This window comes from Amycolatopsis melonis, from assembly GCF_040064235.1.
Lineage (GTDB): Bacteria > Actinomycetota > Actinomycetes > Mycobacteriales > Pseudonocardiaceae > Amycolatopsis > Amycolatopsis melonis.
In genome coordinates, this window is the sequence record NZ_JBDZYD010000022.1 from 66,948 (window position 1) to 79,288 (window position 12,341).

Below are 12,341 nucleotides of genomic sequence, written 5' to 3' on the forward strand. Positions count from 1 at the left end.
GCACCGGCGCCGGTTCGGCGTGATATGTCCCTCACTCTTCCCGACGAGGTCCGTGCGCTCGTCGACGGCCCGAACTTCGCCACCGTCGCCACCCTCGACCCCGACGGCGGCCCGCAGACGTCCGTCGTCTGGATCGGCCTCGACGACGGCGATCTCGTCTTCAGCGCGACCGAGGACCGCCGCAAGGTCCGCAACCTCCGGCGCGACCCCCGCATCAGCGTCTCGATCACCGACGCGGCGAACCCCTACCGGCACACGCAGCTGCGCGGCACCGTCACGATCACCCCGGATCCGGAGAAGGCCCTGCCGAAGGCCCTCAGCCACAAGTACCTCGGCCGGGACGCGCCGGAGGAGAGCGCCGAGGTCGAACGCGTCGTCGTCCGCCTGCACGTCGAAAAGATCGCCGGCAACGTGAAATAGTCTCCCACCATGGCTGTGACTTTCAACGAAACGACCAAGGCGCTCTTCGACGGCAACAACTTCCCCGTGGTCGCCACGATCAACGCCGACGGCTCGGTGCAGACGTCGGTGATCTGGGCCAAGCGTGACGGCGACACGGTGGTCTTCTCCACCCTGCGCGGTCGTCTCAAGGAGCGGAACCTGAGCCGGGACCCGCGGGTCTCGCTGTCGGTGTTCGACATGAACGACCCGCTCAGCTACGTCGAGATCCGCGGCCGCGCCGAGATCACCGAGGAAGGCGGCCGGGAGCTGATCGACGAGCTGGCCAAGAAGTACACCGGCGAGAACTTCCGCGCCGAGCCGCCGGAGGCGGTCCGCGTGGTCGTGCGCGTGGTCCCGGAGAAGATCACCGGCTACGCGGCGTGACGTGACGCAGGTCGCGGGCGCCGCTGCGGTGTCCGCGATCTCGCTACGCTGAACCGCATGACGATCAGGGCGGTGTTGTTCGACTTCTCCGGCACGCTGTTCCGGCTCGAGCAGGACGAGTCCTGGCTCACCGAGCTGACCAACCACGACGGCGAACCGCTCGACATCGAGGCGCAGGCCGAGCTGATGCGCCGGATGACCGCCCCGGTCGGGCAGGTCGTCGAGCTCGACGCCGAGTACCTGCACGCATGGAACCACCGGGACCGCGACCCGCAGCTGCACCGCAAGGTCTACCTCGAAGTGCTCCGGAAGTCCGGCGTCCCGCGTCCGGAACAGGCGCTGGCGCTGTACAACCGGCTCATCGATCCCAGCCAGTGGACGCCGTACCCGGACACCGAGGCCGCGCTGAAGGCCGCCGCCGAGCGCGGGCTGAAGGTGGGCGTGCTCAGCAACATCGCCTTCGACATCCGGCCGGCCTTCACTGCCCGGGGCTGGGACGCCTACGTCGACGAGTTCGTCCTGTCGTTCGAGGTCGGCGCGGTGAAACCGGAGCTGGAGATCTTCCGCCGGGCCGTGCAGGCCCTCGGCGTGCCCGCCACGGACACGCTGATGGTGGGCGACAGCGAGGAGGCCGACGGCGGTGCCCGCGCGCTCGGCTGCGAGTTCGCGCTGGTCGATCCGCTGCCCACCGCCGACCGGCCGGACGCCCTGCTCACAGCCCTGCGCGGCTTCGGGGTGGCCTGACCGCCTGCGACGTCGCTCACGCCGACCCCGTACCCTTTGAGGGTGGCCCTTCACCTTTTCGACACAGCGACCCGGAGCGTACGGGAGTTCCACCCCGTCCGTAGCGGAACGGCGTCGATCTACGTGTGTGGTGCCACCGTGCAGGGCGTTCCGCACATCGGGCACGTCCGCGGGGTGCTGAACTACGACGTCCTGCGCCGCTGGCTCGTCCACAGTGGACTGGACGTGCTGCTGGTCCGCAACGTCACCGACATCGACGACAAGATCCTCACCAAGGCCGCCGAGAACGGGCGGCCGTGGTGGGAATGGGGCGCCACGCACGAGCGCGCCTTCGAGGCCGCGTACGAGCAGCTGGGCTGCCTGCCGCCGTCGATCAACCCGCGCGCGACCGGGCACGTCACCCAGATGGTCGAGCTGATGGACCGCCTCATCGAGGCGGGCCACGGCTACGTCGCGGACGGCGACGTCTACTTCTCGGTGAAGTCGTTCGACGACTACGGCAAGCTCTCCGGCCGGGTCCTGGAGGACGTCCAGCAGGGCGAGACGCCGACCCGTGGCAAGCGCGACCCGCGCGACTTCACCATGTGGAAGAGCGCGAAGCCGGGCGAGCCGTCGTGGCCGACGCCGTGGGGGCACGGCAGGCCGGGCTGGCACCTGGAGTGCTCGGCGATGGCGACGGCGTACCTCGGCGCGGAGTTCGACATCCACGGCGGCGGCATCGACCTGGTCTTCCCGCACCACGAGAACGAGCGCGCCCAGTCCAACGCGGCGGGCGACCCGTTCGCGCGGTTCTGGCTGCACAACGCGTGGGTGACCATGTCGGGCGAGAAGATGTCGAAGTCGCTCGGCAACACCGTGTCGATCCCGGCGATGCTGGAGCGCTACCGGGCGCCGGAGCTGCGGTACTACCTCGTCCAGCCGCACTACCGGTCGACCGTCGAGTACTCCGACGCCGCGGTCTCCGAGGCCGCGCAGGGCTACCGGCGGATCGAGACGTTCCTGCGGCGCGCGGCCGCCTCGGGCCCGGTGCCGGTCGGCACGATCCCGGAGGCGTTCGCGAACGCGCTCGACGACGATCTCGCGACGCCGCAGGCGTTCGCCGTGGTCCACACCACGGTCCGGGACGGTAACGCCGCCCTCGACGCGGGCGACACCTCCAAGGCACTCGACTTCGCCGCGGCCGTCCGCGCGATGACCGACGTGCTCGGCCTCGACCCGCTGTCCGCGCGCTGGTCCGAGGCGGGCGGTTCCGACACGCCCACCAAGCAGGCGCTGGCCTCGCTCGTCGAAGGGCTGCTGGCCGAGCGCCAGCAGGCCAGGGCCGAGAAGGACTTCGCCCGCGCGGACGCCGCCCGTGACCGCCTCCAGCAGGCGGGCATCGTGGTGGAGGACACCCCCAACGGTCCGCAGTGGACAGTCAAGTCCGACTGAGCTTCAACGCAAGGAAACTTTCACCATGGCAGGCAATTCGCGGCGCCAGGGCGCGATCCGCAAGGCGGGCACCAAGAAGGGTGCCGTCGTCGGCTCGGGCGGCCAGCGCCGCAAGGCCCTCGAAGGCAAGGGCCCGACCCCGAAGGCGGAGGACCGTCCCGGGCACAAGGCCTACCGCGCGGCCAACGCGGCGGCCAAGCGCGACCAGTCCCGGCAGAAGAAGGCCGACAAGCCGGAGCTGATCGCCGGCCGCAACCCGGTGGTCGAGGCGCTGCGTGCCGACGTCCCGGGCACGGCGCTGTACGTCGCGCTGAACATCGACATCGACGACCGCGTCAACGAGGCCGTCCGGCTGGCGGGCGACAAGGGCATCTCGATCCTGGAGATCCCGCGCGAGGAGCTGGACCGCAAGACCAACCGGGCCATGCACCAGGGCCTTGGCCTGCAGGTCCCGCCGTTCGAGTACGCCCACCCGGACGACCTGATGGCGGTGGCCCGCAACTCGGGCGACACGCCGCTGTTCGTCGCGCTCGACGGCGTCACCGACCCGCGCAACCTTGGCGCGGTGATCCGCTCGGCGGCGGCGTTCGGCGCGCAGGGCGTGCTGCTGCCGGAGCGGCGCAGCGCGGGCATGACGGCGGTGGCGTGGCGCACGAGCGCGGGCACCGCGGCGCGGCTGCCGATCGCGGTGGCGACGAACCTCACGCGCCAGCTCAAGGCGTGGGCGAACGAGGGCCTGATGATCGTCGGACTGGACGCGGACGGCTCGGTCGACATCGACGAGCTCGAACTCGCCGCCGACCCGCTGGTGATCGTGCTGGGCTCGGAGGGCCGCGGGCTGTCCCGCCTGGTCCGCGAGACGTGCGACGCGACGGTGTCGATCCCGATGGCGGCGGGCGTGGAGTCGCTGAACGCGTCGGTGGCGGCGGGCGTCCTGCTCGCCGAGGTGGCGCGGCGCAGGCGGGCCGCGGGCCGGGTCTGAGTCCCGCTCGCCACCCACTCGGGTTAAGGTCCCCTCGGATAACCGAGGGGACCTGACCACCGATGTCGTTCGTTTCGCCGCTCTTCCTGTGGTACTTCATGCCGGCGGTGCTCATCGCCGTGCTGGTGTGCCCGCGGAGCTGGCGCAACGGCATCGTCGCGGTCGCCAGCCTGCTCTTCTACACGATCGGCGCGGGCGCGTTCGTGTTCCTGCTGCTCGGCTGCATGGTGGTCAACTTCGTGGCCGGGCCGCTGCTGGCGCCGAACCCGTTCGACGTCCACGGCGTCCGGCGGCGGCGGATCCTCATCGCCGTCGTGTCGCTCGACGTCGCGGTGCTGCTGATCTGGAAGTACGCGGGGTTCGCGACGCAGCAGATCGCCGCCGTCGCACACTGGTTCGGCGGGAGCGTGCCGGTCGCGAGCCTGGTCGTGCCGATCGGCATCTCGTTCTACACGTTCCACCACATCTCGTACGTGGTCGACATCTACCGCGGCGAGCGGCAGGCGCTGCGGAACCCGGTGTCGTTCGCCGCGTACATCGCGATGTTCCCGCAGCTGGTGGCGGGCCCGATCGTGCGGTACCGCGAGATCGCCGACCAGCTGCCGCAGCAGCGTTCCCACCGCCTCGACGACATCGCGGCGGGCTTCCCGCGCTTCGCGCTCGGCCTGTGCAAGAAGACGATCATCGCCGACTCGCTGAGCCCGCTGGTCGAGGCGTGCTTCAAGGTGCCGTCGGACCAGATGACGTTCGCGACGGCCTGGCTCGGCGCGATCGGGTACACGCTCCAGCTGTTCTTCGACTTTTCGGGCTATTCGGACATGGCGATCGGCCTGGGCCGCATGCTGGGCTTCCGCCTCCCGGAGAACTTCGCGCGGCCGTACTCGTCGGTGACGATCACGGAGTTCTGGCGCCGCTGGCACATGAGCCTGTCCCGCTGGTTCCGCGACTACGTGTACATCCCACTGGGCGGCAACCGCACCGGCGCGGGCCGCACGTACCGCAACCTGTGCATAGTGTTCGTCCTGACGGGCTTCTGGCACGGCGCGCAGTGGACGTTCCTGGTGTGGGGCTGCTACCACGGAGCGCTGCTGGTGATCGAGCGCCGCTTCGGCTTCGACCTGGACCCGGCCACCCCATGGAAGCGGTATCTCCGCCGCGCGCTGACAATGCTCCTGGTGGTGTTCGGCTGGGTGTTCTTCCGCTCCCCGGACCTCGCCCACGCACTGTCGATGATCGGCCACATGCTCCTCCCGGACTTCGACGGCCTCGGCCCGGCGGTCGAGCAGGCGTTCACCAACCAGCGCCTGGTACTCCTGTTGGTGGCCCTGCTGGTGTTCTTGCTCCCGGCCCACCCGGTGACGGGCCCGCTGCTGGAATCATCCCGCAGCCGCCCGGCCACGGCCCTGCGCATCGGCGTGATGACGGCGGGCCTGTTGTATGCGGCGATCCTGATCGCGACGGGAACGTTCAGCCCGTTCCTGTACTACCAGTTCTAGGCGCCGGACCTTGACGGCCTGAGCGCCCCCGAACACTCCTCCCCATCGTCCCGATACGCACGCACCTCTTCACGACCCGTGGCACGCTCAAGCAGGCGAATTGAGGGAGACCGACCGTGACTGACGCGCAGACCGTCGAAGTGGACCGCGAGCTTGCCCAGCTCATCCGGGCTTGGCGTGTCGACGAGCAACAGACCTGGCGGGAGATCGCCGCCCGCGTCGCCGGCCACCTCGATCTGCCCCACAGCGGCAACCAGCTCGCCGGGCGCGACTTGTGCCTCAAGGCAGCGCGGCTGCTCGGCGAAGACCCCGACGTAGAGCCGTGGAACTGAGGGTCGGCGTGCAGCACAACGCCGCGTGGTCGATGCGGGGTGTCGGTGATCAGCTCGCCGAACACCTCGGCCACAGTGACCCCGGGTTCACGCAGCGGACGTACACGCACCTCACGCCGTCGAGCAAGGACCGGACCCGGCATGATCTAGGTCAGGAACCGCAGGTCAAGCGCAGTTCCACCTTGTACTACCAGTTCTGAAGGGAAGCCCCGGCGGATGAGCGAGCCGATCGATCTGGCCAAGGTGCCGGGCGTCATCCCGTACGTCGACCACCACGACGGGCCGCGGCGGCTGCTCACCGTCGAAATCCCGCATCTCGGCCACACCGTGCGGGCCTATGCGCCGATCGCCAGTGTCGACGGGCGGCAGTACGTCGTCTCGTGGGGTTCGGTCAGCTTCGAGGTGCCCGCCGACCGGAACGTGCATGTCAGCGTCCACCTGCACACCAACAGCGGGTACGAGCACACCATCACCCCCTTCGCGTCGACCGTTCTCTCGCCGCATCCCGGGCCGCTGCGGCTCGTGGCGCAGTTCGTGCCCGCCAAGGGGCCCGAGGGCGTGCTCGTTCCCGTCGGCTGAACGGGTGACCCCGTGTAGCAGGACCGTGGCCGGGCGCGACCTTCTGGGCGATGGAAGAGGTTATCTCCGACGATGAGCTGGCCCAATATGCCAAGGGCCGGTTCGTGTTGTGGGCACTGCGCCTGCGGCCGACGTATTACCGCTTGCTGCGCGAAGGCCACGGGCCGGAGGCACTGTGTGCCTCCGAACTCGCGCAACGTCTCGCGCCGGACAACACGGAACTTCCCGGGAAGATCCGGGATTCGGTCTTCCGCATCGGCGCGTACCAGATCTGGAGCCGGGTCCAGCAAAGCGACGAAGTCGTGGACAAAGTCCTCGCTTTCATGTTCTACGCGGTATTGGCAGGCACGCTCGGCGGAGCCGTTTTCCACGCCGACGGTTCTTTCTGGCGCAGGCTGCTGTACGCCGTTGTCGCCTTCTTGACCAGTGGGCTCGTCGCCCTGGCCGGGCTGCTCCTGTCCGACGTGCGCACCCCCAGATCGCGCCGGACGCGGGCGTTGGCCGTGCTGCTGGGCTTTGGCGCGCTCATGGCCGCGGGATGGTGGCTGTCACGCTGGCAGTCGGTCTGGGGGCTCGGGCTGTCCGCCGGGATCTTCATCGCCGCCGCGGCGCTGTTCGCCCTCGCCATTCTCTACCAGGTTGCCAATGCGCTGGTCCAATCCGCCTTTCGCATTTCCTGGACCAAGTGGACGGCCGCCGAACTGACCCAGACGCTCGCCGTGACCCATTGGTCGCTGCTCAACGAGCCCGAGCCCTACTGCCTGCAGTCCGCCTCGAGCCGCCTGCAGCACGTTTCCCTGTGCGTCGAACGGTTTCTGCCACAGTATTTGACCATGACGTTTCCTCGTCCGAGCGCGACGTCCGCACTTCACCACGACCACCGTGAATTCGCGGAGGTCGCCGCGACGATACGGCTGCTGGCCAGGGAATGCCTGTTGCCGAAGTCCGCCACCCGGACTGCCGTCGCGGACAAGGTGGGCAGGCTGCTGACCACCGCCGCGCAGGGGCAATGGGGCGAATGGGAGAAGACCGCCCCCGAAGAAGCCGAGCGATCCGCCCGGCGGTGGCGGTGGATCACCGGGGCGCTCCGGTTCGGGCTGGGGGTACTTCCCCTCGTCGTGGTCACCGTGGGCGCGCTCTACCTCTACCGGACCAACCCGGCCTCACCCCTGCTCAAGGCCGAGGTGCTCGCGCCGGTCCTGGTGGCCACGCTCGGTTTCCTCACCGCCTCGCTCGGCTCCCCCGCCACCACGGAGAAGACCGGCCGCCGGAAACCCTTCGGCAGCCGCAGCCCGTCGTGAGCCTGCTGTCCCGGCAAGATCGGCTCGTGAAAGCCTGGCCGCGTGCTGACCACGCGGTACCTGTTCCTCACCCGGCACGGCGAGGCCACACCGGACGGACGGCTCACCGAAGCCGGACAGCGGCAGGCCGTGCTGCTCGGGCGGCGGCTGCGGGATGTTCCCGTCACCGCCATCCACCACGGTCCGCTCCCCGTCGCCGCGCACAGCGCCGAACTCGTCGCCGCCCAGCTGCCGGCCGGGATTCCGCGCTATGCCGACAAAGCCGCCGGCGACTTCGTTCCCTACACGCCCAGGCGGGAGGAACTGCCCGAGACCTCCGGTGACCTCCTGCTCGCCTTCGCCCGGCAGTTCCCGCCCGCCGACGAAGAGCTGGCCGCCGAGGCCGAGCGGCTGTTCACCGGGCCCGTTCCCGGGACCGCGCCTCGGTACGAAGTGCTCGTCACGCACAACTTCCTCCTCGGCTGGCTCGTCGGCGCCTCGCAGGACGCGCCGCCGTGGCGGTGGCTTGCGCTCACCCATGCCCATGCCGGCCTGACCGTCATCCGGTACTCGCCGGGGCGGCCCGCCGCGCTGCTGACCTACAACGACCTCAGCCACCTGCCCGCCGGGCTGCGCTGGACCGGGTTTCCGCCCGACTTCTACGTTCCGTAATCGGCGACCGCGGAGCGTGTCCGCCGCCGAAAACGGGTCTCGCCCGATCGGCCGAGCGTGCCAGGATGGCCGGATGAGTCCCGTCCCGGCGCCCACCTCCGATCGGCTGGGCGACTACCTCGCCGCCGACGCCGTCGTCGATCACGAACACCCGCTGATCCGCGCGTGGGTCGACGCCCGGCGCGCGGACGGCGACGATCCCGTCGAACGCGCGAAAACCGCGTACCTCTTCGTGCGCGACGAGGTCGAGCACGTCATGGACGCGCAGGATTCCCGCGTCACCTGGCGTGCGTCCGACGTTCTCCGCGAGCGCGTCGGGATCTGCCACGCGAAAGCGCACCTGCTCGCCGCTTTGCTGCGGGCGCAAGGGATTCCGGCGGGCTTCTGCTACCAGAAGTTCTCCGTGCTGCACGGGCTGAATGCCGTGTACCTGCACGGCAGGTGGTCCCGGCTCGACGCACGCGGCAACCGCACGGGCGCGCGCGGGGAGTTTTCGCTCGACGAGGAGAAACTGGCCTGGCCGGTCGACGCGGCGCGCGGCGAACGCGATCTTCCGGAGATCCATCCGGCACCGGCGCCCGTCGTCGTGGATTTCCTGATGACCACCCGGCCCGGTGCCGGCTGGTACGAAAAGGGCCTCCCGACCGCCCTCTGACCCCGGTTTCCCGGCGTTTTCGGGAAACCGGCCGATCCGGTAAATTATTGCCCAGAGTGACGCACGGCGCTCGCCGCTGTCCCCCGAACTTCTTATTTCGCGCTCACCCTCAGGCGCGTAAAGTGACTCCCCGCGCTCGAACAGACACTTTGTGCATACGTCCGTTCGGGTGGCTCGAGGGAGGTGAAGCACGTGGCCGCGGCTGGCGGACGCCTCCGCCGTACCCCACTGCAGGAGATCTTCTGGACCAGGACGAGCCTGCTCCTCACGGTGCTCGTCGTGGTCGCCGGCCTGAGCCTGTGGATCGCCGGCCTGATGGACCCCGGCACCGGGAAGAACCTGGTGACGTCGCTGGGCACCGGCACCCTGATCTCGGCGATCGTCGGCTTCGGCCAGACGCTGATCACCGCCAGCGCGTCGCAGCGCGCGCTCGTGACGCCGGTGATCGAGGAGAGCAGGCGCGCGATGGAGGACCTGAGCGCCGAATACCGCGCACTGAACAAGGAGTTCTTCCCCACCGACGTGTTCGAGGCGACCACCGATCCCGATCCCGCGTTCAACCGCAAGCTGATGGCCGACCTCGACGCGACCCGGCAGTACTTCTTCCGCGGCTTCTCCGGGCGGCACGCGGCCGCCCGCCTGCTGCTTTCCCGCACCGAACGGGAACTGCGGGCCGTCATCGCCGATCCGCGTGACTCCAGCTCGATCAGCGGGCGCGCCCGCTACCTGCTGCGCCGCGAACCGGTCGACGTCGACTACGAACAGATCCAGTCCCGGCTCGAAGAGGAGATCCGGATCGGGCTCGTCGGCCTCTTCCTGGCGCGCAGCCGCTGCGCGTCGGTCGACATCACCGTGGTCGCCGACCCGCCGCTGGACCGGCTGGAGATGTTCGACGACAGCGTCTGGGTGTCGCTCTACAGCGACGTCCGCGGCGCCACGAAGCTGTACCCGCGGTCGCTGCGGTTCACCGAAGGATCCTTCCTCTACAACATGGAACGCGCCGAATTCGTGCGTGTGTCGCAGTCCCGGAACGGCCGTCACTTCCGCATCACGTCCGCGACGACGCGGACGGATTTCCTGGCGCTGTTCGAAAAGATCACCGGATCCCCGTTGTCCGAGGAGCAGTTCCGCGAGCTGGAGGGCAAGTTCCACGCCTTCCGCGCGGAGTTCTCCGCAGTCGCCGAGCTAGGGAGCTGACCTTGCTCACCCGCATGACCCCTCTCACCGAACTGGCCACGCGCCTGCGCACGGCCGGTTTCCCGCTCGCCGCCGACTGGCGCGCGGTCGACGGCTGGTTCCGGCCGTGGGCCGCGCAGGCCGGGCTGCGGGAGGAGCTGCGCAGCCAGCTGCGCGGGCTGTCCGGCAGACAGGCCGCCAAGGTGCTGCGCTCGTCCCGGGAAACGACCACGCACTTCGCCTGGTGCCTGCTCGACGCGCCGTCCGACCCGTTTTCCTTCTGGCTGCACGAATACAAGGCGCAGGAGGACTGGCGGGAAGGGTACGCGGACTCCGTGCACAACCACAGGTACCACTTCTGCACCACCATTCTCCGTGGTGACTATCTGCACGAGCGGTACGAGACGACGATCGACGCCGGTACGGGGCTGATCGCGTCCGCGCGGCTGCGCCGCCGGACACTGTGCCAGGCCGGCTCCTGCGCCACCATGCTGGCCGACGAATTCCACCGGATCCCCGAAGCCGCCGCCGGGACGATGACTTTCCTCGTGAAATCACGCCCGGTGAGCAGTTTCAGTCTTTCTTTCGACCCGGCCCGGGGAATCGGCCATCGTCACGTTCCGGTCGAGGTCCGATTGGGGGAACTGGCCGACCGCATCTAGCTACACACCGGCGTCAGCGGCGCTTACCATTACTCCACCCGTCTGAATACCACGGCCGGGATGGGAGAGGTGTATGCGCACGCAGGAATGCACGATCGACCCCACCGTCGTCGACGCCGTCGAGAACCGCGTCCACCGGCTCTGCCGCCGGTACGCCGAGCGGCTGCAGTTCCACGGCTGGCACCACGTCAGCTTCGTCCGCGCGAAGGCGGTCGGCTTCGCCTCGCACAACGGCGCCGACCGCAGCGTGGTCGAGGTGGCCGCGCTGGTGCACGACGTCAACTACCTGGTCCGCCGGAACTCCCCGGCCGCCGCGGGCCGGAGCCTCCGGCTGGAGATCCTGGCCGGGTGCGGAGTGCCGTCCCACATCGCCCGATGGGTCGACGAGATCGTCGACGAGGCGGAAATGGCCACGCGCGGCCGCGAGATCTCCCTGGAAGCGCAGGCACTGAGCGACGCGGACACGTTGTTCAAGGCGCTGCCGGTGACGCCGGTGGTGCTGGCCCACCGGTACCTGCGCGAGAACGGGCTGAGCCTGCGCGAGCTGGCGCACAAGATCGTCGGCGAGCAGTGCGACGTCCACGACGAGGGCTACTACTTCTACAACCCGGAGGCGGCGGCGACGTACTCGCGCTGGGCGACGGCGAACCTCCAGCTGTGGCAGTGCATCAAGGAGGCGGTCGACGACCCGACGGTGGTGGAACTGCTCGACGCGGTGGCCTCCTAGCGCTGCCCGTAGCTCCGCAGCCGGTCGACGACGTTGGCCACCTCGGCGGGCGGCAGCAGGCTGGGCCGCCCGGCGCCCTGGGCCAGCAGCCAGACCCGGCAGGCCCACTCCAGCTGCTGGGCGCGGTGGTAGGCGGCCTCGAGGCCGTCGCCGTAGGTGAGGGTGCCGTGGTTGGCCATCAGGCAGCCGCGGCGGCCTTCCAGGGCTTCCAGCACGGCGGCGGCCAGCTCCGGCGTGCCATAGGTCGCGTAGCGCGCGACGCGCACCGACGGGCCGATGGTGGCCACGATGTAGTGAATGGGCGGCACCTCCCGCACCAGCGTGGACACGGCGGTGGCGTGCGGCGAGTGCGTGTGCACGACCGCGCTGACGGGCTCGCCGTCGGGGTCGCGCGCGTCCCAGTAGACGGACAGGTGCACCGGCAGTTCGCTGGTCGGCTTGAGCGACCCGTCGACGACCTGCCCGCCGAGGTCGACGACGGGGATGTCGGCCGGGGTCAGGCTCGCGTAGGCGACCCCGGTCGGGGTGACGGCGACGAGGTCGCCCGCCCGCACCGACACGTTGCCGGCGGTGCCGACGGCCAGGCCGTCCCCGACCATCCGGCGCGCGTACGCGCACACGGCGGCCCGCTCGGTCTCCAGGATCATGCGCGGTCCGTTCGTCTCGTGGGTGATCAAGCAGCTGGTGTGCACACTGCCAGTCACCCACGAGCCTCGGCCACCTCCCCGGCCGGGTGAGTTACGCCTTCGCCGGGGACTCGCGACCCGCCCGGACGTCTTG

Annotated in this window: 16 protein-coding genes; 15 read left to right on the forward strand and 1 reads right to left on the reverse strand. The window is 69.7% G+C overall.

Features of this window, described 5'->3' with window-relative positions:
• The first annotated feature begins 24 nt into the window (after window positions 1-24).
• The 15 genes from ABJI51_RS42015 to ABJI51_RS42085 all read left to right on the forward strand — a co-directional run bounded on the left by ABJI51_RS42015 (window position 25) and on the right by ABJI51_RS42085 (window position 11,561).
• Window positions 25-420, forward strand: coding sequence for a PPOX class F420-dependent oxidoreductase (locus ABJI51_RS42015; protein WP_348956789.1), 396 nt, complete (start codon window positions 25-27; stop codon window positions 418-420).
• Between the two features lie 9 nt (window positions 421-429).
• Window positions 430-825 (forward strand): PPOX class F420-dependent oxidoreductase, encoded by a 396-nt coding sequence (locus tag ABJI51_RS42020; protein ID WP_348956790.1) that lies wholly within the window; start codon window positions 430-432, stop codon window positions 823-825.
• Between the two features lie 57 nt (window positions 826-882).
• Window positions 883-1,569, forward strand: coding sequence for an HAD family hydrolase (locus ABJI51_RS42025; RefSeq protein ID WP_348956791.1), 687 nt, complete (start codon window positions 883-885; stop codon window positions 1,567-1,569).
• A 42-nt stretch (window positions 1,570-1,611) separates the two neighbouring features.
• Window positions 1,612-3,000, forward strand: a complete 1,389-nt coding sequence (gene cysS, locus ABJI51_RS42030) for a cysteine--tRNA ligase (RefSeq protein WP_348956792.1) — start codon at window positions 1,612-1,614, stop codon at window positions 2,998-3,000.
• 25 nt (window positions 3,001-3,025) lie between these two features.
• Window positions 3,026-3,982 (forward strand): 23S rRNA (guanosine(2251)-2'-O)-methyltransferase RlmB, encoded by a 957-nt coding sequence (gene rlmB / locus ABJI51_RS42035; RefSeq protein WP_348956793.1) that lies wholly within the window; start codon window positions 3,026-3,028, stop codon window positions 3,980-3,982.
• A 62-nt stretch (window positions 3,983-4,044) separates the two neighbouring features.
• Window positions 4,045-5,478 carry an MBOAT family O-acyltransferase gene (locus ABJI51_RS42040; protein WP_348956794.1) on the forward strand — a complete coding sequence of 478 codons (1,434 nt, stop codon included), beginning with the start codon at window positions 4,045-4,047 and terminating at the stop codon, window positions 5,476-5,478.
• A gap of 116 nt (window positions 5,479-5,594) precedes the next feature.
• Complete coding sequence (locus ABJI51_RS42045; RefSeq protein ID WP_348956795.1) at window positions 5,595-5,810, forward strand: hypothetical protein; 216 nt, start codon at window positions 5,595-5,597, stop codon at window positions 5,808-5,810.
• Window positions 5,801-6,010 carry a hypothetical protein gene (locus ABJI51_RS42050; protein ID WP_348956796.1) on the forward strand — a complete coding sequence of 70 codons (210 nt, stop codon included), beginning with the start codon at window positions 5,801-5,803 and terminating at the stop codon, window positions 6,008-6,010. The genes ABJI51_RS42045 and ABJI51_RS42050 overlap by 10 nt, the downstream gene beginning before the upstream one ends.
• A 16-nt stretch (window positions 6,011-6,026) precedes the next feature.
• Window positions 6,027-6,389, forward strand: coding sequence for a hypothetical protein (locus ABJI51_RS42055; RefSeq protein WP_348956797.1), 363 nt, complete (start codon window positions 6,027-6,029; stop codon window positions 6,387-6,389).
• Between the two features lie 50 nt (window positions 6,390-6,439).
• Entirely contained in the window at window positions 6,440-7,690 is a 1,251-nt protein-coding gene (locus ABJI51_RS42060; protein WP_348956798.1) for a hypothetical protein, read from the forward strand.
• Window positions 7,691-7,732: 42 nt separating this feature from the next.
• On the forward strand, window positions 7,733-8,341 hold the full coding sequence (locus ABJI51_RS42065) for a histidine phosphatase family protein (RefSeq protein WP_348956799.1): 609 nt from the start codon (window positions 7,733-7,735) through the stop codon (window positions 8,339-8,341).
• Between the two features lie 73 nt (window positions 8,342-8,414).
• Window positions 8,415-8,996, forward strand: a complete 582-nt coding sequence (locus ABJI51_RS42070) for a transglutaminase-like domain-containing protein (protein WP_348956800.1) — start codon at window positions 8,415-8,417, stop codon at window positions 8,994-8,996.
• 183 nt (window positions 8,997-9,179) lie between these two features.
• Window positions 9,180-10,193, forward strand: a complete 1,014-nt coding sequence (locus tag ABJI51_RS42075) for a hypothetical protein (RefSeq protein ID WP_348956801.1) — start codon at window positions 9,180-9,182, stop codon at window positions 10,191-10,193.
• A 2-nt stretch (window positions 10,194-10,195) separates the two neighbouring features.
• Window positions 10,196-10,834: a hypothetical protein gene (locus ABJI51_RS42080; RefSeq protein WP_348956802.1), complete on the forward strand. Its 639-nt coding sequence runs from the start codon at window positions 10,196-10,198 to the stop codon at window positions 10,832-10,834.
• A 73-nt stretch (window positions 10,835-10,907) separates the two neighbouring features.
• Complete coding sequence (locus ABJI51_RS42085) at window positions 10,908-11,561, forward strand: HD domain-containing protein (RefSeq protein ID WP_348956803.1); 654 nt, start codon at window positions 10,908-10,910, stop codon at window positions 11,559-11,561.
• On the opposite strand, the gene ABJI51_RS42090 is transcribed toward ABJI51_RS42085, so the two are convergent.
• Complete coding sequence (locus ABJI51_RS42090) at window positions 11,558-12,208, reverse strand: class II aldolase/adducin family protein (protein ID WP_348956804.1); 651 nt, start codon at window positions 12,206-12,208, stop codon at window positions 11,558-11,560. The genes ABJI51_RS42085 and ABJI51_RS42090 overlap by 4 nt on opposite strands.
• Between the last annotated feature and the right edge of the window lie 133 nt (window positions 12,209-12,341).

What these genes read in the sequence shown, in the direction of transcription:
- ABJI51_RS42015 (WP_348956789.1), top strand. Translation starts at nt 25, where the DNA reads ATGTCCCTCACTCTTCCCGACGAGGTCCGTGCGCTCGTCGACGGCCCG.
- ABJI51_RS42020 (WP_348956790.1), top strand. Translation starts at nt 430, where the DNA reads ATGGCTGTGACTTTCAACGAAACGACCAAGGCGCTCTTCGACGGCAAC.
- ABJI51_RS42025 (WP_348956791.1), top strand. Translation starts at nt 883, where the DNA reads ATGACGATCAGGGCGGTGTTGTTCGACTTCTCCGGCACGCTGTTCCGG.
- rlmB (WP_348956793.1), top strand. Translation starts at nt 3,026, where the DNA reads ATGGCAGGCAATTCGCGGCGCCAGGGCGCGATCCGCAAGGCGGGCACC.
- ABJI51_RS42040 (WP_348956794.1), top strand. Translation starts at nt 4,045, where the DNA reads ATGTCGTTCGTTTCGCCGCTCTTCCTGTGGTACTTCATGCCGGCGGTG.
- ABJI51_RS42055 (WP_348956797.1), top strand. Translation starts at nt 6,027, where the DNA reads ATGAGCGAGCCGATCGATCTGGCCAAGGTGCCGGGCGTCATCCCGTAC.
- ABJI51_RS42060 (WP_348956798.1), top strand. Translation starts at nt 6,440, where the DNA reads ATGGAAGAGGTTATCTCCGACGATGAGCTGGCCCAATATGCCAAGGGC.
- ABJI51_RS42070 (WP_348956800.1), top strand. Translation starts at nt 8,415, where the DNA reads ATGAGTCCCGTCCCGGCGCCCACCTCCGATCGGCTGGGCGACTACCTC.
- ABJI51_RS42085 (WP_348956803.1), top strand. Translation starts at nt 10,908, where the DNA reads ATGCGCACGCAGGAATGCACGATCGACCCCACCGTCGTCGACGCCGTC.
- ABJI51_RS42090 (WP_348956804.1), bottom strand. Translation starts at nt 12,208, where the DNA reads ATGATCCTGGAGACCGAGCGGGCCGCCGTGTGCGCGTACGCGCGCCGG.